Annotated in this window: 20 protein-coding genes; 3 read left to right on the top strand and 17 right to left on the bottom strand. The window is 61.7% G+C overall.

Features of this window, described 5'->3' with window-relative positions:
* Window positions 1-29 precede the first annotated feature (29 nt).
* On the top strand, window positions 30-1169 hold the full coding sequence (locus ACWHXT_RS07205) for a L,D-transpeptidase family protein (protein ID WP_447957773.1): 1140 nt from the start codon (window positions 30-32) through the stop codon (window positions 1167-1169).
* Window positions 1170-1367: 198 nt separating this feature from the next.
* Here ACWHXT_RS07205 and ACWHXT_RS07200 read toward each other — a convergent pair whose 3' ends face one another.
* From ACWHXT_RS07200 to ACWHXT_RS07175, 6 genes are all read right to left on the bottom strand, one after another.
* A complete protein-coding gene (locus ACWHXT_RS07200) occupies window positions 1368-1631 on the bottom strand; it encodes an Lpp/OprI family alanine-zipper lipoprotein (RefSeq protein WP_447528524.1) in 264 nt (87 codons plus the stop codon).
* Between the two features lie 227 nt (window positions 1632-1858).
* A complete protein-coding gene (locus tag ACWHXT_RS07195; protein WP_447957772.1) occupies window positions 1859-2488 on the bottom strand; it encodes a L,D-transpeptidase family protein in 630 nt (209 codons plus the stop codon).
* 142 nt (window positions 2489-2630) lie between these two features.
* A complete protein-coding gene (locus ACWHXT_RS07190; RefSeq protein ID WP_447957771.1) occupies window positions 2631-3101 on the bottom strand; it encodes a 2-hydroxyacyl-CoA dehydratase in 471 nt (156 codons plus the stop codon).
* Between the two features lie 100 nt (window positions 3102-3201).
* Window positions 3202-3663, bottom strand: a complete 462-nt coding sequence (locus tag ACWHXT_RS07185; protein ID WP_447895799.1) for a DUF6586 family protein — start codon at window positions 3661-3663, stop codon at window positions 3202-3204.
* Window positions 3660-6287 (bottom strand): type I DNA topoisomerase, encoded by a 2628-nt coding sequence (gene topA / locus ACWHXT_RS07180; protein WP_447957770.1) that lies wholly within the window; start codon window positions 6285-6287, stop codon window positions 3660-3662. Before topA ends, ACWHXT_RS07185 begins: the two co-directional genes overlap by 4 nt.
* Before the next feature lie 328 nt (window positions 6288-6615).
* Entirely contained in the window at window positions 6616-9078 is a 2463-nt protein-coding gene (locus tag ACWHXT_RS07175; RefSeq protein WP_447957769.1) for a DUF3141 domain-containing protein, read from the bottom strand.
* Window positions 9079-9285: 207 nt separating this feature from the next.
* Between ACWHXT_RS07175 and ACWHXT_RS07170 the strand changes: the two genes are divergently transcribed.
* Both ACWHXT_RS07170 and lipA read left to right on the top strand, forming a co-directional pair.
* A complete protein-coding gene (locus ACWHXT_RS07170) occupies window positions 9286-10275 on the top strand; it encodes a LysR family transcriptional regulator (protein WP_447957768.1) in 990 nt (329 codons plus the stop codon).
* Between the two features lie 210 nt (window positions 10276-10485).
* Complete coding sequence (gene lipA / locus ACWHXT_RS07165) at window positions 10486-11538, top strand: lipoyl synthase (RefSeq protein WP_447928796.1); 1053 nt, start codon at window positions 10486-10488, stop codon at window positions 11536-11538.
* 91 nt (window positions 11539-11629) lie between these two features.
* Here the strand turns inward: lipA and lipB are convergent, their stop codons facing one another.
* The 11 genes from lipB to ACWHXT_RS07110 form a co-directional block, all read right to left on the bottom strand.
* Window positions 11630-12289, bottom strand: coding sequence for a lipoyl(octanoyl) transferase LipB (lipB, locus tag ACWHXT_RS07160; protein ID WP_447957767.1), 660 nt, complete (start codon window positions 12287-12289; stop codon window positions 11630-11632).
* Window positions 12289-12600, bottom strand: a complete 312-nt coding sequence (locus tag ACWHXT_RS07155; protein ID WP_447528515.1) for a YbeD family protein — start codon at window positions 12598-12600, stop codon at window positions 12289-12291. Before ACWHXT_RS07155 ends, lipB begins: the two co-directional genes overlap by 1 nt.
* 81 nt (window positions 12601-12681) lie before the next feature.
* Window positions 12682-13881, bottom strand: a complete 1200-nt coding sequence (locus ACWHXT_RS07150; RefSeq protein ID WP_447928794.1) for a D-alanyl-D-alanine carboxypeptidase family protein — start codon at window positions 13879-13881, stop codon at window positions 12682-12684.
* A gap of 58 nt (window positions 13882-13939) precedes the next feature.
* Window positions 13940-14932 carry a septal ring lytic transglycosylase RlpA family protein gene (locus ACWHXT_RS07145; protein WP_447957766.1) on the bottom strand — a complete coding sequence of 331 codons (993 nt, stop codon included), beginning with the start codon at window positions 14930-14932 and terminating at the stop codon, window positions 13940-13942.
* Complete coding sequence (gene mltB, locus ACWHXT_RS07140) at window positions 14929-15954, bottom strand: lytic murein transglycosylase B (protein ID WP_447957765.1); 1026 nt, start codon at window positions 15952-15954, stop codon at window positions 14929-14931. The genes ACWHXT_RS07145 and mltB overlap by 4 nt, the downstream gene beginning before the upstream one ends.
* A 37-nt stretch (window positions 15955-15991) precedes the next feature.
* On the bottom strand, window positions 15992-17152 hold the full coding sequence (gene rodA / locus ACWHXT_RS07135; protein WP_447928791.1) for a rod shape-determining protein RodA: 1161 nt from the start codon (window positions 17150-17152) through the stop codon (window positions 15992-15994).
* Complete coding sequence (gene mrdA / locus ACWHXT_RS07130) at window positions 17152-19059, bottom strand: penicillin-binding protein 2 (RefSeq protein ID WP_447957764.1); 1908 nt, start codon at window positions 19057-19059, stop codon at window positions 17152-17154. The genes rodA and mrdA overlap by 1 nt, the downstream gene beginning before the upstream one ends.
* Window positions 19060-19119: 60 nt before the next feature.
* Complete coding sequence (gene rlmH, locus ACWHXT_RS07125) at window positions 19120-19587, bottom strand: 23S rRNA (pseudouridine(1915)-N(3))-methyltransferase RlmH (RefSeq protein ID WP_447528509.1); 468 nt, start codon at window positions 19585-19587, stop codon at window positions 19120-19122.
* A gap of 16 nt (window positions 19588-19603) precedes the next feature.
* Entirely contained in the window at window positions 19604-19993 is a 390-nt protein-coding gene (gene rsfS / locus ACWHXT_RS07120; RefSeq protein ID WP_447528508.1) for a ribosome silencing factor, read from the bottom strand.
* A 78-nt stretch (window positions 19994-20071) separates the two neighbouring features.
* Window positions 20072-20728, bottom strand: coding sequence for a nicotinate-nucleotide adenylyltransferase (gene nadD, locus ACWHXT_RS07115; RefSeq protein WP_447957763.1), 657 nt, complete (start codon window positions 20726-20728; stop codon window positions 20072-20074).
* Window positions 20725-22032, bottom strand: a complete 1308-nt coding sequence (locus ACWHXT_RS07110) for a glutamate-5-semialdehyde dehydrogenase (protein ID WP_447957762.1) — start codon at window positions 22030-22032, stop codon at window positions 20725-20727. The genes nadD and ACWHXT_RS07110 overlap by 4 nt, the downstream gene beginning before the upstream one ends.
* Window positions 22033-22271 lie beyond the last annotated feature (239 nt).

Raw genomic sequence — 22271 nt, 5'->3', positions numbered from 1 at the left:
CGCGGTGGAACAACTCATCAGGAACGACCATGACGACACGACGTACTTATAAACTTTGGGGCCCCACCAGCCTGGCGGTACTGTTAGCTGCCAGCCTGAACGGCCCGGTCCTTGCTCAGCAGACCGACGACCAGGCCCCCATTGCCACACCCACGCTTGAAAGCGATGCGCTTGCCAGCGCAGACCAGGTGTCGGCACAGCGCGAACTACCCCGCGGGCATTTTCGCTTGCCGGAAGAAGGCGACATCGTTGGCCAGTACTACACCGTAACGGTGCAGGACCCGGAAGAGACGCTGCTCGATATCGCCAGACGCCATAATATCGGCTACGAAGAGATTCGCATGGCCAACCCGGACGTAAGTCTCTGGGTACCCGGCGAAGGCACCGAAGTGATCATTCCCGCCCAGTACATTCTTCCCCCGGCCCCGCGGGAAGGCGTCGTGGTGAACCTTTCGGAACTGCGCCTTTACTACTACCCGGCGGATAACCCGGGCGTCGTCGAAACCTATCCGGTCAGCGTAGGCCGCGAAGAGTTCGCAACGCCGGTGGGCATGACGCGTACCACGGTGAAGGTAAAAGACCCGGCCTGGTCGCCGCCCTCTTCCATGCGGGCCGAAGCCGCCGCGCGTGGCGAGCCCGCGCCGTCGGTCGTACCGGCAGGCCCGGACAACCCGCTTGGCCGTCACGCCATTTTGTTGGCCATGCCCAGCTACCTGATTCACGGCACCAACCGCCCGGAAGGCGTCGGTATGCGCGCCAGCCGCGGCTGCATTCGCATGTACCCGGAAGATATCGAGTCGCTTTACGAGCGCGTACCCAGCGGTACCCAGGTCAACCTGATGGACGCACCGTTCAAGGCAGGCTGGGGCGCCGATGGCACGCTGTTCGTGCAGTCTTACCCGCAGCTTGAAGAGAACGTGGGTGATTTCGAGCCGCTTTTGAACGCCATCGAGCGCGTCGAGTCGCTCACCGAGGACGACGTCCAGGTCGACTATGCCCAGGTCAAGCGCGCGGTCGAGTCCCCCAACGGGCGCTTCGTCGCGCTGTATGGCCCGCAGGCGCCGGCACCGGAAGCCGAATCCCCCGCCGAGCAGGCACCTTCCCAGCGCAGCGGGCTGTTCGAGGAAGTAGAGCTTAGCGCCATCAGTGAGCGCGACAGCGACGCTTAATCGCACGCGATAAAGGCAAGCCTGGCCGCTCGAGGCCCAAAGAGGCTATCGCTTTGACGAGCGGTAGCCTTTTTCGTACCCGCTCGGTCGACACCAGGCGCCAAACGGCAGGCAATAAAAAACCCCGCACGAGGCGGGGTTTTTTTACATCTTACGCAGACCGCTGAGCCTAAAAGCTGCTCAGTGGTCCATGCAGAATTACTTCTGCATGGAGCGCTGGAACTGACGGCTCATTTCTTCACGGTTCTGCTCGGTCATCTGCAGGGCAGCTTGCGCGTCGCGCTGAGCCTGGTTAGCAGTGTTCAGAGCTTGTGAAGCCATGCTGCGAGCTTCTGCAGCGTCAGCCTGGGCGGACTCGGCAGTCATGCGAACTTCTTCCAGAGCGCTGGTAGAGGCACAACCAGCCAGAACGGCCAGAGAAGCAGCAGCAGCGGTCATTTTCAGAGCAGTCTTAAGAGTCATAATGTTCTCCTTGAGTCTTCCTTGGGTACTACGTTGAAGGTATGACAAAAAATAAGGCTAGAAGGTAAGCTTAATTTTGTCTACCTGCGATGCAGGTTCATTTCGGTGACTGGCGCCAATAACTTATGTCATGTTGCCGAAGTCAAACGCTGTTTTATATTAGTCCACAACGCTTGTCTATAGCCACCTCTTTAAAACCTCGAACTTCCTTAGGGACTACGCCCATATTAGCGGATCACGACGCGGGTGCCAACATCTACGAGCGACGCAATGCGCTCAATTTGCTCGTTGTTTACTGCAATGCACCCTTGGGTCCAGTGAAACCGCCCGTGAATCTGCGGGTCGGACGACCCGATACCGTGTATCCCGATAGCCCCCCCAAGCGCGGTGTTTTGCGGTGGGTAGCCGTAGCGGCGGTATTCATCGAAATAGGCCTCGTAATCGGCCTGGGAGTAAATACCCTGCTCCAGCGCCATGCGAGCATGCGGGGGCGTAGGATAATCGATTCCGATGAAGATGCGCCAGCGGCTTTCGTGATTAAAACGATAAACCCGGAACTCGCCCAGTGGCGTGGTGCTGTCGCCCCGCACGCGCTGAGTTCTCGCGCCGCCGGTCCCCCGCGAGATCGGCGTAAAACGCTCGATCAGGGCGCTTCCGCGAAAAATGCTCAGCACCCCCTCTTTATCGTCGATCAGCACCCAGAGCTCGGTACTGTGGCGCGGCACCGCCGCCCGATTCAAAAGCGTCTCGATGATGTCGCTTGAGGGAAGAGTGCTGGCAGGCGCGGAGACGTTAGCGCTGGCCACGGCAGGCAAGCCCATGGCAAGTGCTAAAAAGCGGCGGCGGTTTACAGACATGGGGCAGCTCTCGGTACAGGCCGGGGCAACCGACCAACGGGTATGAATAGCCTGGAACGTTTATACCTTATTGCCACGCCCTGTGTCAGCGCCCGAGCGTTAAAAAGCCATCGCTTGCGCCGTTGCTTCAAACGAAGAGGCGCTAGATATCCTCGAACTCACGCATGCTGGTGACCAGTTTACGCACTTCGGCTTCATGCCCCTGGGCCAGCGAGTTGAAAAATGCCTCCTCCGGCTCGATCTTCGCGCACTCGGCGCGATGCTCGTAAAGTGCGCGAAGAAGCTCATGGGCTTCGGAGGCGGTTTCGATGGCTTCATCGATGGAAGCGGCGAAGCCGCGCTCGTAAAGCGCCTCGAGCTTGGGCGGACGCGGGAAATCACTCGTCTCATCGAACCAGAGCTCGAGGACTTCACGGTGATCACTTCCATCGTGAAAAATGGCCTCGAGCCCGCTGCGCATTTTGACCTCGCGGGAGGCCAGATAGGTCAACGCCATGGCAAGGCGCTCGTTATCAGTGCGGGCGGCGCCGTCGCTGTACTGCTTGGCCATACGCCCGTGAAAATCCTGGGCCCACGTTAGTAGATCCTTTACCTGGTTATAGCGCGTTTGCATCGTTTCTCCTCGACCATAGACCCGAGTAGTCACCACTCGGTTAACGTCTTTTCAGAGCACCTGGCCAAAACAGAGTTCCCGTTGTGGGTATCTTGAGACGCTACCACTCCTGGCTGGTTTCGCGCAGCCCGGCCATTTCCCGTTTGGCCGCCTGTACATTGGCATGCAGTGCGCGCGCAAGCGATACCTCCCCATCAAGGGCAATCATCGACGGGTTGCTTACCGGGCGCCTGGCGGCGCCCTCGTCGCTTTGGAGCTTCATGAGCTGGCTGATCAGCCAGTGAAGCCAGCTATCGGGCTGGGCCGCCAAATCGCGAAGCCGGGTCAGCTCGGCGACCTGGGGTCCGTCGGCGGCCAGCAGCGTCTGCCAACGGCGCGTATCCAAACGCGCGTGCTCGGTCACCTCGGCCAGAAAGGAATTCAGGGCGAGCTCGAACAGGGCAAGCGCGCCCTCTTCGATGGCCATCTGACGGACAATGGCCTGCTCCCCCGCCGCTACCGGCGTCTCGATCAAAAGCTCGGTCTGGTAAAGGAGCTGATTGGTGCGGGTGCGGGCACTCACTTGCGCTTGTCCTCCACGTGCCACTTGCCGGCCTCGAAAGTCGCCTTCCAGCCGGTCGCCTTACCGCCTTCGTCGGTCATGACGTACTGCTCTTTATTTTTGCGCGAGTAGCGGATCTGCGCGGGACGGCCATCCGGGTCTTCGCTTGGCGCCTTGAGAATGAAGTGGTACTTCTCCGGCAGCTCGTCCTTGTGCGCTTTTAACTCCTTGACCAGAGGCGGGCGCGTTTCGCGGTTTTTGGGGAACTTGCTGGCGGCTAAAAACAGCCCGCTCGCCCCATCGCGCAGCACGTAGTGGTCCTCCACCTTTTGGCAGGCGAGCTCCGGCATCGGGATCGGGTCCATTTTCGGCGGCGCCACCTCGCCACTTTTCAAAAGCTTGCGGGTATTGCTGCAGTCGCTGTTGGTACAGCCGAAGTACTTGCCGAAACGCCCGGACTTGAGCTGCATCTCACTGCCGCACTTGTCGCACTCGATGACCGGACCTTCGTAGCCCTTGATCTTGAACTTGCCTTGCTCGACCGCAAAGCCGGTGCAGTCCGGGCTTTCGCCGCAGATATGCAGCTTGCGCGTCTCATCGATCAGGTAACTGTCCATCGCCGTACCGCACTTGTCGCAGCGGCGCTTGGCACGCAGCGCGTCGGTTTCCGCCTCTTCGCCGGCGTCGTCGGCGACCACCTCGTCGCCGGGAATCAGGTCGATGGTCGTCTTGCAGCGCTCCTTGGGCGGCAGGTTATAACCACTGCAGCCCAAAAACACCCCGGTCGAGGCGGTACGAATCTGCATGTCACGCCCGCAGGCCGGGCATTCGATATTGGTCGGCACGGGCTGATTGGGGCGCATGCCCTCGTCGCTTTCGGCCTTGCCCAGTTCTTCGCGAAATTCGCCGTAGAAGCTATCCAGCAGCGCCTGCCAGTTGCGCTCGCCGTCGGCGACTTCGTCCAGGCTATCCTCCATCCGCGCGGTGAAGGAGTAGTCCATCAAATCCGGGAACGACTCTTTGAGACGCTCGGTGACGATGTCGCCGAGCTTCTCGGCGTAGAAGCGCCGGCTTTCGAGTTTGACGTAGCCGCGATCCTGAATGGTCGAGATGATCGCCGCGTAGGTCGAGGGGCGCCCAATGCCCTGCTTCTCGAGCTCCTTGACCAGGCTCGCTTCGGTATAGCGGGCCGGCGGCTTGGTGAAGTGCTGCTGCGGATCGAGCTGCTCGAGGGTCATTGCGGTACCGACGGGCAGGTCCGGCAGGCGCTGATCGTCGTTCTTGCCGGCGGGTTTGATGACCCGGGTATAACCGTCGAACTTCAGCACGCGCCCTTTGGCGCGCAGGTCATAGCCGCCCACCTCCACGCTCAGCGTACTAGAGAGATACTCCGCGGGTACCATTTGGCAGGCCAAAAACTGGCGCCAGATAAGCTCGTAAAGGCGCTCGGCGTCGCGCTCCATACCGGCCAGGTCGCTCGCTTTACGCTCGACGCTGGACGGGCGGATCGCCTCGTGGGCCTCCTGAGCGCTCTCCTTGCTCGAATAGCGCACCGGCGCCTCTGGCAGGTACGCCTTACCGAATTCACTCGAGATATAGTCGCGGGCGCTCTCGACCGCGTCCTTCGAGAGGTTGGTGGAGTCGGTACGCATGTAGGTGATATAGCCCGCTTCATAAAGACGCTGGGCCATGGTCATGGTCTTTTTCACCGAAAAGCCCAGCCGGCCGCTCGCCGCCTGCTGCAGCGTAGAGGTAATGAACGGCGCCGAAGGCTTGGAGCTGGTCGGTTTGTCTTCGCGGTTGGTGATCGAAAGCGATGCATCGCGCAGCGCCGCGATCCGCGACAGCGTTTCGTCTTCCGAGGTGGGGCGAAACGCCTGGCCGTCCTGACGGGCAAGCGCAAAGCGCACCCCCTCGCCGTCCGGGGAGACCAGGTCGGCGTGAACGTCCCAAAATTCTTCGGGAATGAACGCCCGGATATCGCGCTCGCGCTCGACGATCAGACGCACCGCCACGGACTGCACCCGTCCGGCGGAAAGCCCGCGGGCGATTTTCGCCCACAGCAGCGGTGAAAGCATAAAGCCCACCACCCGGTCGAGAAAACGCCGCGCCTGCTGCGCTTCCACGCGAGGGATATTCAGCGCCCCCGGCGCCTTGAAGGCGTCCTGAATGGCGTTTTTGGTGATCTCGTTGAACACCACGCGCTTATAGCGGGCATCGTCACCGCCGATGGTCTCGCGCAGGTGCCAGGCAATCGCCTCCCCTTCGCGGTCCAAATCCGTCGCAAGGTAAACGGCGTCGGCCTTCTCGGCGAGCTTTTTGAGCTCGGCAACGACTTTTTCCTTACCCGGCAGCACTTCGTACTGCGCCGCCCAACCGTTGTCCGGGTCGATTCCCATGCGCCGAATAAGCTGGTCGTGCGCCTTACGCTTTTTATAAACCGCTTTCTCGTCCGGCGAGAGTTTGCGGGTCGCCGCGGCCTGGCGCGCGCGCTCCTTGGGATCCGAGGCGGCCTTACCCGAGCCGCTGGTCGGCAGGTCACGTATATGGCCCACGCTCGACTTGACGATGAAATCGTCGCCGAGATACTTATTGATCGTCTTCGCTTTGGCAGGCGACTCGACGATGACCAGTGACTTGCCCATAGTGCTCCACTTCCTGTTGCTTAAGCTCTCAAGACCAGCTCTCAAGACCAGCTCTGAATACGTACCGCGTTTGAAAACGTGGTGGCGGTGTGAAAAATGCGCCTACCCTACCCCAGCCCTTTCTCAAGCGCCAGTGGCTCTGTAACAAGCAAGCGCACTTTACTAAATAGGGGTGTAGCGCGGCGTTTGCAAATTTTGCGATGAAATAACCCACGACCCGATCACCCGCTCGGCCCGAAAACACCCACTGCCGGGACAAAAAAACGCCCCCGGCCAGGCCGGGGGCGTGATAACGACAACGTCAAAAAGGCTATATCGAAGTTTGGCGTTAGCGTTTGTTACGCGGCTTGCCGCGCGCGCCCGAGGTACGTTTTGCCGCACCGCTTTTAGCGTTAGCGCCACTTGCACTGGCCGGATTTGCGTTTTCCGACGTCGCTTCACTAGCACTGCCTGGCTGATCAAAACTTGCCTGGGCGCTCGGCTTTTCTTCATCGGTGCTTTCGACGGCCGGGGGCGCGCTCTGCGCAGGGGCGACCTCTTCGCTGCGCCGCGCTTTGTCGAAAAGCGCCTTGATCTGGTCAAAGCGTTTTGCGCCCTGCTCGCTTAGCTCGCCGCTGGCGGCGAATACCTGGGTCATGTGCTGGATGTGCTCATCAAGCGCTGCGTTGCTCTCACCTTCCAGAAGGCCCGGGAGCGAGTCGAGCGCCTGCTCGCGGTCGAGCTTTAAAATGAAGAACTGCTCGCGCACCAAGCGCTTGAACTCGCAAAGCGTCGTTTGCGATTCGAGCTCGGCGCGGGAGGCGCGCAGGCGTTTGAAGTTACGCTCATCCGAGGCCGGTGCGCCGCCCAGCACGTAGATGACCGAGCGAATGGTGGCTTCCAGCGGGCCGCCTTCGACGATCTTCTCGCGAAGCGCCGCCTTACGGCTTTCGATGTAGCGAAGATGCTCGGGTTCGGCCCCCGGCCGGCGGCGGTGCACGTGGGCGTCGCCATGAAGCCCAACCGCCGCTTGAAGCTGGGGCTGGCCGTAGAAAGCCATGAACATTTTTTCGGTGGCGCCATCGCGAATATCGCGGAAGGTATTCAGGCTATCGACAATTTGATTCGAGGCGAACGACTCGAAGGTCTTGAAGATATTGTCCTCGCTGACCTCGGCGCGATTCTGGCGCACTGCGTCGGCCATTTTGGGCAGCCACACCGTCATCGGATTGCGATCCGACATGAGCCGGTACCCCAGGCGAATCGGATGCATTTTACGCATGAAGCGCGCCGATTCCGGCGTGACCGCCGCGCGAATGAACGGCTGCAGGCAAAGCCGATAAAAGCCCAGGTTGATCTCGGAAACCCGCGCGACGGCTGCAAAGCGCCGGTCATCCTCGGGGCGGTGCTGCACTTCCTTGTCGAGCTCTTCGAAGTTGCGCGGCGTGAACTCGAGCAGGTAATCGCGCTCTATCAGCTCGGCATCCTTGCGCTCGCTGGCATGCGTGATCGTCGTCTCGTAAAGCCCGGGCGGCATGACATCGATATAGTCCATGTTCGCCGTGAACTCGGAGTGCTCCTTGCGCGAAACGCTGCCGGAGACAAAAATCCCCAGGTGGCCGGTAGTATCGTGCATGCAGTACATGATCGTCTGCTCGTTGGCGACGATATCGTCCGTGCCCTCGTAAAGATCGCGTATCCACCCCAGCGCCTGAGGCGGTGGGGTAATATCGTCGCCGCGGGAACAGAACACCACGACCGGCGAGCGCAGATTACGAAGGTCGATCCGACGACCGTCGCTGGTCACCAACTGCGCCGTAGACAGGCGGTTGCCGACGAACAGGTTATCGACGATGTACTGTATTTCGTCGCCGCCGAGTATCACGTGACCGCCCCACCACCGTTCGAACTCCAGATAGCGCGTGGACTCGGTATCCACGTTGGCATAAAGGTGATACTGCTTTTTCCAATAGGTATTGGCCGGGTTCAGACGCTCGAAATTTTGCACCAACCAGGCACCATCGAACTGGCCATTGCCCAGGTCGCTGGTCAGTGCGGTCACCCAACTGCCGCCAGCCATGCCGCCGGTATAGCGCATGGGCGCCTTGCCGCGCTCGCCGGCCCAGTAGGAAAGCGGCGCGCCGGCAATCAGGATCGGCCCGAACACGTCGGGCTCCAGGGCGGCTGCCATCATCAACTGCCAACCAGCCTGGCAGTTACCCACCACCATGGGTTTTTCGGTGATAGCCGGATGCAGCGAAATCACATGGCGCAAAAAGGCGACTTCCGCTTCGACCACGTCTTCGACGGTTTGACCAGGCTCCGGGTAGGGCAAAAAGCCGATGAAATAGCAGGGATGCCCCGCCTTGAGTGCTACCCCGAGCTCGCTATCGGGCTTGAAACCACCAATGCCGGGGCCGTGGCCGGCGCGCGGGTCGACCACCACGAACGGACGTTTTTTGGGGTCGACCAGGCTGCCCTCCGGCGGTAATACCCGCAGAAGTTCGTAGTTGGTGGGACGGGCCAGGGTGCGACCATCCACCAGCACCTCGGTTTTGAACCCCAGCACGTTGGGCTTGGTCTGCTCCATGTGCTCGAGGTATTGGTTGCCTCGCTCGCGCATGACATCCCAGTAGAGAATGTTGCGCTCGACGCTGTCGCGCCAGTAACTGGCGGCGGCACGGCCAAAACCGAAGGGGTCCATCATGCTGACCAGCGCCTCCTGGCCCGGGAAGGCGGAGGCGCTTTGGCGGGACTCGGAGGCGCCGTTCAACCAGCGGCCCGAGAGCAAGGGATTAGCGAGAAAATTCATGGATTCTCCTGATGGATCGATGCAAGACGCTCATCCATACACACATCATGATGCTGCAATGCAATATAGTCTAGACCAAACCCGCAAAGCCGTCGATAAAGACGCCACCGGTGCATCGGTGGTAGCATCACCCCAGGATCTTGCCATTTTTCATCAAGCCGCCTGCCGCCCGCCCGGCGGCTCGAACCGATGTATTGAGGGGCTTACATGACACCCAAGAGCCTTCTCAACCGCCTGACGTTCCGCCAGCTCCAGGTCTTTCAAGCGGTCTACCAAAAGCGCTCCTACTCCCGCGCCGCCGAGCAACTCGGTTTGACCCAGCCCGCCGTGAGCGCACAGATCCGCCAGCTCGAACAAGCCGTGGACGAGCCGCTTTTCAAGTACGCCGGCAAAACGCTTTATGCGCTGCCCGCCGCCGACACGCTGGCGGTATCCGCCCGCGAAATCATCGGCCAGCTTGCGAAGCTCTCGATGAACCTGTCCGACCTGAACGGCACTATCAAAGGCGAGCTCAATCTGGCCGCCGTCTCGTCGGCCCAGTACGTGGTGCCTTACCTGCTCGCCCGCTTTCGCGCCCAGTACCCGGAGGTAACGGTGCGCTTGAAAGTGTGTAACCGGAGCCAGGCACTGGAGCGGCTGGCCGAGCAGCGCGACGACCTGGTGATCATGGCCATGGTGCCCGACAACGACGGCCTTTCGGTGACCCCGCTGCTCGAAAACGAGCTCATCCCGGTGGTGTGGCCCGGCCACTCGCTTTTGACCATGCAAGCGCCGACCCTTGGCGACTTTGCCCGCCACTACATATTGATGCGCGAACCCGGCTCCGGCGTGCGCAACGCCTTCGAGCAGTTGGCCGCAAGCCAGGAAGTGGGCCTTGCCCACCGTATCGAGCTGGGTTCCAACGAGGCGATCAAACAGGGCGTCATGGCGCGCCTGGGCGTGGCGGTATTGCCGCGCCTGGCGGTACAGCTCGAGCTCGAGCATCAGCTACTTGCAAGTCTGGACCTCCCCGCCTTTCCAATCCGCCGGGCGTGGTGTGCCGTCCATCGCCGGGAGCAGTTCCTGTCGCCGGTAGCCGAGCTCTTCTTGCGTTTCACCAAGGAGCGTTTGAAAGAGTACCGCCGCTACTTCCAGGCCCCGGCCACGGCGCTGCCCGGCCATGATGTCGCGTGCCTGCCGCTCACCACTCCCCCTTGAGCCCCGCGCCTGGGGGCTATCGTGCTATTTTGCACTTTGCTAAATATGTTACATTAACGAGTACTACCTACGTCGTGTCTAGCGCGTAGAGACCGCATTTTAAAGAGTGCCCATTGGAGAAGCGCCGCGGGCCCAGCCCACCGGGCGCCTCGCCCTTTTCCTAACGCGCTTTTTGATGTAGCCCGTTGCACAGTAGAGAGGCTCTTTTTTATGAGCAACACCCCCACACAGCGTGTGTCCAGCGGCGAAAAATATCGTAACGAGCACGGCACCTCGGCGATCAAGGACGGCATGAAGCAGCGAAAGGAAGAGCCCCAGGCGCCTTCGCTGGAGCGCAAGCCCAAGTGGCTGCGCGCGCAGATTCCCGCCGGCGAGCGCTTCGAAGCCGTCAAGAAAAACGTCGCTGAGCACCGCTTGAGTACGGTATGCGCGGAGTCTCACTGCCCCAACATGGGCGAATGCTGGAGCAACGGAACCGCCACGATCATGCTGATGGGCTCGGTATGCACCCGGGCGTGTCGTTTCTGCGCGGTGGATACCGGCAACCCCCAGGGCTGGCTCGACAAGGAAGAACCTGAAAACACCGCCAAGTCCGTCGAGCTGATGGCGCTTCGCTATATCGTGCTGACGTCCGTCGACCGTGACGATCTCGATGATGGCGGCGCTGGCCACTACGCCAGCTGCATTCAGGCCATCAAGGCGCGTACACCCGAAGTGGTGGTCGAAGCGCTGACGCCGGATTTCGACGCCGAACCCGCGGCGATCGAGCGCGTCGTCGATTCAGGGCTCGAGGTATTCGCCCAGAACGTGGAAACCGTCGAGCGGCTGACCTCGCGGGTGCGCGATCCGCGGGCGGGCTACCGTAAAACCCTCGACGTACTGGCCCATGCCAAAAAGCATCGCCCGGACGTGATCACCAAAACGAGCCTGATGCTGGGTCTTGGCGAAACCGAGGAGGAGATTCTGCAAACCTTCGATGACCTGCGCGAAATCGGGGTGGATATCGTGACGCTGGGCCAGTACCTGCGCCCGACGAAAAACCACCTGCCCGTCGAGCGCTGGGTCACCCCGGAAGAGTTCGACCGCTACCGCGTGCTGGGTCTGGAAAAAGGCTTTATGGAAGTGCCTTCCGGACCGCTGGTACGCTCGAGCTATCGCGCCGACAAGGTATTCGAGAAGAACAACCTGGGACTGGCCTCGCCGGCCGCGGTACCCGGCCAGCAGGAGGATGAAAACCGCATCCCCGCCCTGAACGTCGGCTAAAGCCCCGCCCGTTAACGCCAACCCATAAAAAAAGCGCCTGACCGATAACGGTCAGGCGCTTTTTTTGGGCGCCGCCTGGCAAGCCGCCGCGCTAAAACGTTTTGCGCTGGGCAGGCCCCAACGTGCGCCCGAGCTCGCAAGCCAACGCCCGAGCAAGCTGCTCGCCCACTGCCTCAGGCGCCTGGAGCTTCACAAGATCGGCAAGCCGGGTAACGGCCATACCCGCATAGCCGCAAGGGTTGATGCGCACAAACGGCGCGAGATCGGCGCTGACGTTCAACGCAACGCCGTGATAGCTCGCCCCGCGGCGGATACGTAGCCCCAGGGAGGCAATCTTTGCCTCCCCCATCGGCGTTGGTACGTAGACCCCTGGCGCATCCGGGCGGGCGCGGGCGCTCACGCCGTACTCCCCCAGCACCGCGATCACCGCGTTTTCCAGCGCGCTGACCAGCTCGCGCACGCCAAGCTTCGCCCGGCGCACGTCCAGAAGCGGGTAAAGCACGACCTGGCCCGGGCCGTGGTAGGTCACCTGCCCGCCGCGATCGGTTTGCACCACCGGGATGTCGCCTGGCATCAACAGGTGCTCGGGCTTGCCTGCCTGTCCCTGGGTAAACACCGGGTCGTGCTCGACCCACCAAAACTGATCCGCGGTGTGTTCATCGCGGGTATCGGTCAGGTGGCGCATGGCCTGCCATACGGGGGCGTAGGGCTGCCTTCCCAGGGCGTAGAACTCGATAGGCTCGCCTGCCATTAAACGACCATATGTACGCGGCCGGTCGCCTTGAGCTCTTCGAAAAGCGTTGCCAACTGTTGCTCGCCGGTGGCTTGAAACGTCAAACGCACCGACTGGAAGCGGCCATTGCGGCTGGGCACCACTTTAATGGCGGTAGCATCGAAAGCGGGATCGTACTTCACCAGAATCTGACACACGCTCGCCGCGAAGTCGTCCGCGGCGTCGCCCACCACCTTGATGGGGTAGTCACAGGGAAAAGTAATTTTGGGGGGCTCGCTGGCGCTTGGCATTCTTAAATCGCGAAACCCGTTATTCGCATCCTTTTTCATAGTCCAACCTTGTTTACCCAATAGAGGACGCGCGCCGGGCAAGGCCAGGCGCGCGCATGACATCCATTTTAGACGATTCGATCAGTCAGTGAAGCTTGCGATCAAGCCACTGAAAAAGCGCCGCACCTGATCGAATAGACGCTTGAACAGCCCACCCTCTTCGACGGCTTCGAGAGCGGTCAGCTGGCGCTCGCCCATCATCTCGTCACCCAGATAAACCTCGAGGGTGCCGACTTCGTCGCCCACGGCGATCGGCGCCTGAAGATCCTGATGCAGGTTGAGGCGCGCACGCAGCTCTTCGTTACGGTTACGCGGCAACGTCATGAAGACCTCGTCGTCTACGCCAACGCGTAGCTCGTTGGCTTCGCCACCCCATACGCGTGGAGTGGCCAGCACCGCGCCGCGCTCGTAGAGCTTCATGGTTTCGTAAAAGCGGAAACCGTAGCTCAGCAGTTTCTGGGTTTCCTGGGCGCGGGCTTCTTCGGAGTGGGTGCCCATGACCACCGAAATCAAGCGCATGTCGTCGCGCTTGGCCGACGACACCAGACAGTAACCCGCCTCGGTCGTCCAGCCGGTTTTCAGGCCATCCACGGTCGGGTCGCGCCAGAGAAGCCGGTTACGGTTGGGCTGATCGATGCCACCGAAGGCAAAATTACGCTGAGAGTAGATCTCGTAGTGCTCGGGGTAGTCGTTGATGATGTGCTGCGAAAGCCGCGCCAAATCGTGCGCCGAGGAGTAGTGATTCTCGTGGGGCAAGCCCGTGGCGTTTTCGAAATGGGTGTTGACCATGCCCAGGCGGTCGGCGTGCTGGTTCATCAGGTCGGCGAACGGCGCCTCACCGCCGGCCAGGTGCTCGGCCATGGCAACGCTTGCATCGTTACCCGACACGATGATGATACCGTGGAGCAGGTCGTTGACGGAGACCCGGTCGCCGACCTCGATAAACATCTTGGAGCCGCCGGTACGCCAGGCGTTCTCGCTGATGTTGACCATATCCTCCATGTTGATAGTGCCCCGATCCAGCTCGCGTTCGACCAGGTAAGCGGTCATCAGCTTGGTGATACTGGCCGGCGGCAAACGCTCGTCGGCGTTGTGCTCGACGAGTATGCGCCCGCTATTGGCATCCATCAAAATCCAGGAGCTGGCCGCCAGCTGCGGGGCGGCGGGAATGATGGTTTGCGGTTGAGGAATTACCTGGGCCGTGGCGGGTAGCGCCACTGCGGTCACCGTTGCAAACAAACAGAGCCGGGCGGTACGGCGAAACGCATTAAAAATAGTCATTACTCACTTCTCACTTGCATAAAGAGCGTCAAAAAACGTTAAAACCAGGGTAATCCGATTATCTCACAACAAACACCTGCGGGAAGCCCGCCTGACCAAGCGCTGAGCGAGCCTGCTGCTCCTGGCCGGGTGACATGGGCCCGACCTGCACCCGATACACACCGGCATCGCTTTGCACGCGCACCGAGTGTAAAAGCTCATCGCCCAGGCGCTGTTGAAGCGCGCGGGCGCTCTCTTCGCTGCCGAGCGCGGCGATCTGCAAAAATATCTCTTCGCCGCCGTTCTGGGGCGCCGCTGCGGGCGCTGGCTGAGATGGAGGCTGCGACTGGGGCTGAGGCGCTGGCTGGGCGCGCGGCGGCGCCTTTGCGGGAGCGGCGGGCTGAGCGGGGGCGGAAGCACCGCCGCGGCTGGCCAGCCACTGCTGCGGGTCGATCGCCTCGACGCGCACCGGGCCGGTCCCGTTATCCAGAATACCCAGCCGCGCCGCCGCCGCGTAGGAAAGATCGATCTCGCGGTCACTGTGGAACGGGCCACGGTCGTTGACGCGCACGATGACCGACTCGCCGCTATTCAAACTGGTGACGCGCGCAAACGTCGGCAGTGGCAGCGAACGGTGCGCCGCCGACATTTTATACATGTCGTAAATTTCGCCGTTGGAGGTCGCGTAGCCGTGAAATTTCTCACCGTACCAGGAGGCATTGCCCTGCTTGGCATAGCCTGAAGCGCTTGGCAGCACGTTGTAGGTCTCGCCCCACACCTCGTAGGTCGAACGGTTGCCCGCCCGGGACGGCTCCTCGATACGCGGCTGGGCGTCGGGCACTTCGCTGACGTCCGGTGGCTCGAGCGGGTAGGCATCCCCGGTCATGGCGTAGCGCTCGCCGCTTTTTGCAGCGCCCGAACTGGACGCCTGGCTTGCGGGGGCCGGCGCGGCTTCTCGAGGCGGATGATCGGGATTGACCGCCGGCGGCGCGCTTTGGCTGGCACAGCCGGTCAATAGCGCCAGCAGAGTGACACCTCCGACCAGGCGCGGCTTCTTAAACAGTGACCTCATCCTTGCCCCTCAAGCGTGTGCGCAATGGCCTGTGCAAGCTCCACCACGGCCATCGCGTAGAGGTGGCTATGGTTGTAGCGGGTAATGACATAAAAATTGTATTCGCCAAGGCCGTAGCGGGTATCGCCATTGGCAAGCTCGAGTTTTAACGGCACTACATCGCGGGACGCCTCGAGCTCGGTATCGGCGGGCACTAGCCCGGCCTCGGCGGCCTCGGCGGCGGTGGTCACCGGCGTGCTGGTCTGGTTGAACGTAAGCGTGTCCAGCGTATCGCCGCTTGCCTGGGCTTCGTGGTAGACCGGCGCACCCGGCTGCCAGCGGTGCTCGGCGAAATAGTGGGCGACGCTGCCAATCGCATCGACGGGATTTTCCCATAAATCACGGCGGCCATCACCATCGAAGTCGACCGCGTAGGCATCGTAGCTGGTGGGAATGAACTGCGGATATCCCATTGCGCCGGCATAGGAGCCATAAACGCTCTCCGGGGCGACCTGCTGCTCATAGGTGATATCCAAAAAGGCGGCCAGCTCGCCGCGAAAGAACGCGCCGCGCGTGGGGTGATGAAAGGCGAGCGTGGCTAGCGAATCCAGCACGCGGTGATCGCCTTTATAGCGCCCGTAATAGGTTTCCACGCCGATGATCGCGGCGATGATTTCTGCAGGCACGCCATAGGTTTGCTCGGCGCGCTCGAAGGCATCCTGATGGGCCTTTATGAAGTCGGCGCCCTGGGCGATACGCTCGTCGCTAATGAAAATATCGCGGTACTCGTACCAACGCAGGCGGCGCTCCGCGGCGCCTTCCATCGCATCCAGCACGTTCTGGCGGTACTCGGCCGTGTCGAAGGCTTCTCGCAGCCAGGCCTCGGGGATGCCCTGGGCGCTGAGCTCTTCGAGCAGTTGCCGGGTCTCGGGGTGCTCGTCCGGGGCGAAGGCGCTTTTGCCCTCGCTTGCCAGCGCCGGATTGAGGCCGGCAAGGGTCATCATCAACACAAAGCCGCTGACGCTGTTTCGGGTCCTGCCCATTACCACCACTCCTTTGTAAACGAATCGCGCCGCGAGTCTAGCGCGACAGCAGCCGCCGGTGGGCGTGTATCGACATGAGAATACCGAAGCCGGCCAGCAAGGTCACGCTCGACGTACCTCCGTAGCTGACCAGCGGCAGTGGGACACCCACCACGGGCAAAATGCCGCTGACCATGCCTACGTTGACGAACACGTAGATGAAGAATGTAAGAATGATGCTGCCGGCAAACAGCCGGCCGAACGTGTCCTGGGAGCCGGCCGCAAGCCACAAACCGCGGCTGATGATCAGGGTGTAGAGCGCGAGCAGCACCAGCATGCCGACCAGCCCGAACTCCTCGCCCAGCACCGCAATGATGAAATCGGTGTGGCGCTCGGGCAAAAACTCGAGCTGTGACTGGGTCCCTTCGAGCCAACCCTTACCCCATACGCCGCCGCTGCCGATCGCCGTGGTGGACTGGATGATATTCCAGCCCGAGCCCAGCGGGTCGCTGTCCGGATCGAGAAAGGTCAGCACGCGCTGGCGCTGGTAGTTGTGCATGTTCATCCACAAAAGCGGCAGCGCCGCCCCGGCAAGCCCGGCGATGAAGGCAATCAGCCGCCAGGAGAGTCCGGCCAACAGCACCACCAAAACGGCGGCGCTGGCAATCAAAAGCGAGGTACCTAGATCGGGTTGAATAGCGGTCAGCACCACCGGTACGCCGATGATTACCGCGCACACCGCGATATCGCGAATCCGCGGCGGCAGCTGGCAGCGGTTCAAATAGGTGGCCACCATCAGCGGTACGGCCAGCTTCATCATTTCCGAGGGCTGAAAGCGAATGACCCCGGGAATTTCCAGCCAACGCTTGGCGCCCATGCCGATATCACCGGCGATCTCCACCGCCAGCAGCATGGCAAGCCCAATGCCGTACGCCAGTGGCGCCCAACGCAAAAACGTGGTCGGGCTTAGCTGGGCGAGAATGAACATCCCCGCCAGCGCCACCCCAAAGCGCGACGCCTGGCCGATGACGACTTCGATGCGCTGGCCCGAGGCGCTATACAGCACCAGCAACCCCCCGGCCATCAGCAGCAGCAGCATGCCCAAAAGCCAGGGGTCGATGTGTAGCCGCTCCCAAATACTCTTGCGCCGCGCGATACCGCTATCCGGTGGGCGGACCGGGTGACGGCGGAAACTACGCGGCAGCGGCCAGGCCGTCATCAGTTGCCCTCCACGTTGGCACTTTCGTTTTCCATCTCATCGAGCACCTCTTCCGCCTCCGGGGCGTCGTCGCGCAAGAGCCAGGCGTCGGTCATGGCACGGGCCAGGTGAGCGGCGTGGGTACTGCCGCCGCCCGCGTTTTCGACGATCACCGAGACCGCGATTTGCGGATCGTCGATCGGCGCGAAGGCCATGAACAGCGCGTGGTCGCGCAGGCGCTCTTCGAGCTCATTGGCGTTGTAGCGCTGGTCCTGGCCTAGCGAGAACACCTGGGCGGTACCGGATTTGCCGCCCATGCGATACTCGAGCCCCACGCCGGTACGCCGGGCAGTACCTTCGCTGCCGCTAAGTACTTTTTCCATGCCGCTGAATACCCGGTCCCACCAGCCGTCGTTGTCCAGCTGGATATCCTCGAGGGTATTCGGTAGCGGCATGGCCAGCGGCTCGCCGCCAATCGTGCGGGCCAGGTGTGGTTTGACCCAGTGGCCCCGGTTGGCAAGCGTCGCGGTGGCGCTGGCAAGCTGCAGCGGGGTGATTTGCCAGTAGCCCTGACCGATGCCGACGGATAACGTCTCCCCCGGGTACCAGGGCTGATTGAAGCGGGCGCGCTTCCAATCCCTGGAGGGCAAAAGACCGGTGCTTTCACCCTGAACGTCGTGGGCAACGCGCTGGCCGAAGCCGAAGTTGCTCATTTGCTCGTGAATATTGTCGATGCCCATATCGTGGGCCAGCGAATAGAAGTAGGTATTGTTGGAGACCGCAAGCGCGCGCTCCATATTCACCCGCCCGTGGCCCCAGCGCAGCCAGTTACGGTAACGCCGCGAGTCGTTGGGCAACTGATAATAACCCGGGTCGTTGATCGTGGTGTCCGGCGTAATGGAGCCCGTGACGAGGCCGGCAAGCGCCAAAAACGGCTTGACCGTGGAGCCCGCCGGGTAGTGGCCCCGAATGGCGCGGTTGAAAAGCGGCAGGTCGATATCGTCCTGAAGCGCCCGGTAAGAGGCGACATCGATACCGGTCACGAACTGGTTGGAGTCGAATCCCGGCGTCGACACCATGGCCAGAATTTCACCGGTACCGGGCATGATGGCGACGATCGAGCCGCGTCGGCCATCCATGAGTTCGTGGGCAAGCGTTTGCAGTCCCTTGTCCAGGGTCAGCGTCACGTTCTGGCCAGGCACCGGGTCGGTCCGGCCGAGCTCTCTGAGCACCCGGCCCCGGGCGTTGGTTTCGACCTTGCGAAAGCCCGCCTCGCCGTGAAGCTCCTCTTCGTAGAAGCGCTCCACCCCGGTTTTACCGATGAAGTGGGTGCCGGCGTAGCGCCCGCTATCGAGCTCCTTGAGCTCTTCTACGTTGATCCGCCCAACATAACCCAAGGCGTGGGACATGATCTCGGCATCGGGGTAGTAGCGCAGAAGCTGCGCCTCGACCTCTACCCCGGGCAGGCGGTGGCGGTTGACGGCCAGTCGGGCGATCTGGTTTTCGCTGAGATCGCTCATCAAGAGCGCCGGCTGGAAGGGGCGCTGGCGCTGGCGGGAGCGCACGTTGAACGCCTCGATCTCTTCTTCGGGAAGCGCCAGCAGATCCACCAAAAGCGCCAACGTCTCGTCCAGGTCGTCCACCCGCTCGCGCACCAGCGTCAGGTTATAGGTCGGCCGATTTTCCGCCAGCAGTACGCCGTTGCGATCGAAGATCAGCCCGCGGTTGGGCGGCAGCGGTTCGACCCGCACGCGGTTTTTCTCCGAGCGCGTGGTGTAAAGCTCGTGCTGGGTGATTTGCAAATAGGCGAGCCGGCTGGTCAAAAGTCCGGTCAAAATCATGACGAACACGATCGCTAGAAGCGCTCGTACCCGGAAAATACGTAGCTCCTGCTCGGCGTTTTTTAGCGTGTCTCGGCGCTTGCGCATAGCAACAGACTGTTCCTGGATATGGCGCGGGGCGACCCTGGCGAGCGGCCAGGGATGCGCCTAGCGGTGGTAAGGGTGACCGATAAACAGCGTCCACGCCCGGTAGAGTTGCTCGGCGAGCAGAACCCGCACCAGCGGGTGCGGTAGCGTCAATCCGGAAAGCGACCAGGTTTTGTGCGCCAGCGCGGAAACCGAGGGTTCCAAACCATCCGGGCCGCCGACCAGCAGGACGATGTCCCGCCCGTCCATGCGCCACTCGCCCACTTCCCGGGCTAACTGTTCGGTGGTAATACGCTTGCCGTTCACTTCGAGGGCGACGATGAGCTCATCGCCGCGCAGCTTTTCGCGGATGCGCTGGCCTTCGAGTGCCCGCGCCTTGGCGATATCGGCATTCTTGCCCCGGGCGCCAAGCGCAATTTCTTCGACCTCGAGGGCAAACTCGCGCGGCAGACGCTTACGGTAAGTGTCCACGCCCTCTTCCACCCAGCCAGGCATTTTCGTGCCGACCGCCAGAAGCCTTACCTTCATGAATCGAGGCTCGCCATCACGACATCGTGATGCGCTGATCGGACTTTTGCAGCGTTTCGTTGATCATATCATCGCTGTCGCTGGGTAGATCCGCCCAGAGCCGCTCCAGGTCGTAAAGCGCGCGCGCCTCGGGCAACATGACATGCACCAGCACATCGCCCAGGTCGACCAGTACCCAGTCGGCGTTATCGCCGCCTTCTACGCCCTGGGGCTTCAAGCCCTCGGCCTTGGCTTTTTCGACGACGTTTTGGGCAAGCGCCGATACGTGGCGTGTCGAGGTGCCGCTGGCAATCAGCATCAGGTCGGTGACCTGGGTCAACTGCGACACATCGAGTTGCGTAATATCGCGGGCCTTGAGCTCTTCTAGCGCGTCAATCGCCAGGTTTTTCAGTGTATCGATTTGCATGACTCCCTAAACAACCTCATGTGATGGTCACTAAATAGCGGGCCATTGTAACGGCTTCTTTACCGACTACCAGCGCTATTAGCGACTTTGATAGAGCCGACGGGCAAAAATACGTGCTTCAACTGCCTCGGGCAGCAGGTAGCGCACGCTTTTCCCCTCGCTCAGGCGCGTACGGATGGCCGTGGCCGATACCGCCATGCGCGACTCCAGGCTAAGCGATAAAAACCGCCCCTGGGGGTGGGCCATTAGGCTTGCCACCGTATCGACTTCGCGATGGCTCACCAGTTCCGTAAGCGGCGTGGGCCACCGCGCTTGATAGCCCGGCCGCGCGATCACCGCCAAATGGGCCAGTTCAAAAAGCGCTTCGGGGTTTTGCCACTCGGCCAGGCGCAGGAAGGTATCATAGCCGATCACCATGACCAGCCGCGCCTGGGGGCCGTACTCCTGGCGCAGCTCTTTGAGGGTATCGACGCTGTAAGACGGCCCATCCCGCTTGAGTTCTCGGTCGTCGGCGATCAAACCGGGTGTATCGCCGACCCCGGCCTCGAGCAGCGCAAAGCGCTCTTCGGCAGTGACCTGGGGGGTGTCGCGAAGCGGCGGCCGGGGCGCGGCAATCATGTGGAGTCGGTCAAGTGTCAGCGCCTCGCGCACTTCCACCGCGCTTCGCAGATGACCGACATGCACCGGATCGAAGGTGCCACCCAGCATGGCCACCTTGAGCACTGCCTGGCTCATTGGCGAACCTGACCCTCGCCCAACACGATATATTTCTGCGTCGTCAGGCCTTCGAGACCCACCGGGCCGCGGGCGTGAAGCTTGTCGGTGGAAATACCGATCTCGGCGCCCAGGCCGTACTCGAAGCCGTCGGCGAAGCGGGTCGAGGCGTTCACCACCACGGAGCTCGAGTCCACCTCGGCCATGAAGCGCCGGGCAAGCGTATAGTCCTCGGTCACGATCGCATCGGTGTGCTGCGAGCTATAGCGCTCGATATGGGCGATGGCCTCGTCGACGCCGTCCACCACCTTGATGGCCAAAATCGGCGCGAGATACTCGGCCTCCCAATCCGACGGTTGAGCCTCGAGCGCCTGGGGCAGCAGCGCGCGGGTGCGTTCACAGCCGCGCAGCTCGACCTGGTGCTCGGAAAACGCGCGGGCAAGCTCTGGCAGCAAAATATCGGCCACCGCGGCGTCGACCAGCAGCGTCTCCATGGTATTGCAGGTTCCATAACGCTGGGTCTTGGCATTGACCGCGATGGCCAGCGCCTTGGCGGGGTCGGCGGTGGCATCGATGTAGACGTGACAAACGCCGTCGAGGTGCTTGATGACCGGTACCTTCGCATCCGCCGAGATCCGCGCGATCAGCGATTTCCCGCCCCGCGGAATGATCACGTCGACGAACTCAGGCATGCTGATCAGCTCGCCCACCGCGGCACGGTCGGTGGTCGCCACCACCTGCACCGCGTTCAAGGGTAAGCCAACACTTGCAAGCCCCGCCTGAATACAGGCGTTGAGCGCGGTATTGGAAGCGTGGGCCTCGGAGCCGCCGCGCAGAATGCAGGCGTTACCGGATTTCAAACACAGGCTCGCCGCCTCGATGGTCACGTTGGGGCGGGACTCATAAATGATCCCGATCACACCGAGCGGTACCCGCATCTTGCCGACCTGAATGCCGCTTGGCCGATAGTTCATCGCGCTGATCTCCCCCACCGGGTCGGGCAAGGCGGCCACCTGGTCGAGCCCTTCGATCATGGCGTCGATGCGCGCCTCGTCCAGCGCCAGCCGATCCAGCAGCGCCGGCTCCAGGCCGTTTTGCCGCCCCCGCGCCAGGTCCTCCGCATTGGCCTCGATCAGCGCAGCGCGGGCGTTATCGAGTTCGCTTGCAATCGCGCCAAGGGCGCGCTGCTTGATACCGGTATCGGCGCTACGCAGCACTCTTGCTGCAGCCCGGGCGTTTTGTCCGACGTGTTGCATATAAGCGGGCACGTCGCTTGTGGCTAACGTGGGCAAGTCGTTTCGTTGGTCGGCGCTGGCAACGCTCATGCTCCCTCCGGGTGGTGTCCACAGGCATTAAAATCATGAAGATGGCGGCTCGTAATACGGTGACCGGGGCGTTAAAGGGCACCACAAAATGACGACCGCCACATCCGGTAACATTAACACCCCCCAATAGATAAACTAAACGTTATAATGCGTTTTAAACGCCGCTTATCACCGCGCGAAAGATGTTCTCAAATCGGTCAATAGTTCGCCTTTATGGAAAACAAGTACAAGATACACTT

It is taken from the genome of Vreelandella halophytica (assembly GCF_968193635.1).
This window is presented reverse-complemented; position numbering and strand designations above follow the sequence as displayed.

Excerpts from the sequence above, each read along its gene's own strand:
- ACWHXT_RS07205 (WP_447957773.1), top strand. The coding sequence starts at position 30 with ATGACGACACGACGTACTTATAAACTTTGGGGCCCCACCAGCCTGGCG.
- ACWHXT_RS07200 (WP_447528524.1), bottom strand. The coding sequence starts at position 1,631 with ATGACTCTTAAGACTGCTCTGAAAATGACCGCTGCTGCTGCTTCTCTG.
- ACWHXT_RS07195 (WP_447957772.1), bottom strand. The coding sequence starts at position 2,488 with ATGTCTGTAAACCGCCGCCGCTTTTTAGCACTTGCCATGGGCTTGCCT.
- ACWHXT_RS07190 (WP_447957771.1), bottom strand. The coding sequence starts at position 3,101 with ATGCAAACGCGCTATAACCAGGTAAAGGATCTACTAACGTGGGCCCAG.
- topA (WP_447957770.1), bottom strand. The coding sequence starts at position 6,287 with ATGGGCAAGTCACTGGTCATCGTCGAGTCGCCTGCCAAAGCGAAGACG.
- ACWHXT_RS07175 (WP_447957769.1), bottom strand. The coding sequence starts at position 9,078 with ATGAATTTTCTCGCTAATCCCTTGCTCTCGGGCCGCTGGTTGAACGGC.
- ACWHXT_RS07170 (WP_447957768.1), top strand. The coding sequence starts at position 9,286 with ATGACACCCAAGAGCCTTCTCAACCGCCTGACGTTCCGCCAGCTCCAG.
- lipA (WP_447928796.1), top strand. The coding sequence starts at position 10,486 with ATGAGCAACACCCCCACACAGCGTGTGTCCAGCGGCGAAAAATATCGT.
- lipB (WP_447957767.1), bottom strand. The coding sequence starts at position 12,289 with ATGGCAGGCGAGCCTATCGAGTTCTACGCCCTGGGAAGGCAGCCCTAC.
- ACWHXT_RS07155 (WP_447528515.1), bottom strand. The coding sequence starts at position 12,600 with ATGAAAAAGGATGCGAATAACGGGTTTCGCGATTTAAGAATGCCAAGC.
- ACWHXT_RS07150 (WP_447928794.1), bottom strand. The coding sequence starts at position 13,881 with ATGACTATTTTTAATGCGTTTCGCCGTACCGCCCGGCTCTGTTTGTTT.
- ACWHXT_RS07145 (WP_447957766.1), bottom strand. The coding sequence starts at position 14,932 with ATGAGGTCACTGTTTAAGAAGCCGCGCCTGGTCGGAGGTGTCACTCTG.
- mltB (WP_447957765.1), bottom strand. The coding sequence starts at position 15,954 with ATGGGCAGGACCCGAAACAGCGTCAGCGGCTTTGTGTTGATGATGACC.
- rodA (WP_447928791.1), bottom strand. The coding sequence starts at position 17,152 with ATGACGGCCTGGCCGCTGCCGCGTAGTTTCCGCCGTCACCCGGTCCGC.
- mrdA (WP_447957764.1), bottom strand. The coding sequence starts at position 19,059 with ATGCGCAAGCGCCGAGACACGCTAAAAAACGCCGAGCAGGAGCTACGT.
- rlmH (WP_447528509.1), bottom strand. The coding sequence starts at position 19,587 with ATGAAGGTAAGGCTTCTGGCGGTCGGCACGAAAATGCCTGGCTGGGTG.
- rsfS (WP_447528508.1), bottom strand. The coding sequence starts at position 19,993 with ATGCAAATCGATACACTGAAAAACCTGGCGATTGACGCGCTAGAAGAG.
- nadD (WP_447957763.1), bottom strand. The coding sequence starts at position 20,728 with ATGAGCCAGGCAGTGCTCAAGGTGGCCATGCTGGGTGGCACCTTCGAT.
- ACWHXT_RS07110 (WP_447957762.1), bottom strand. The coding sequence starts at position 22,032 with ATGAGCGTTGCCAGCGCCGACCAACGAAACGACTTGCCCACGTTAGCC.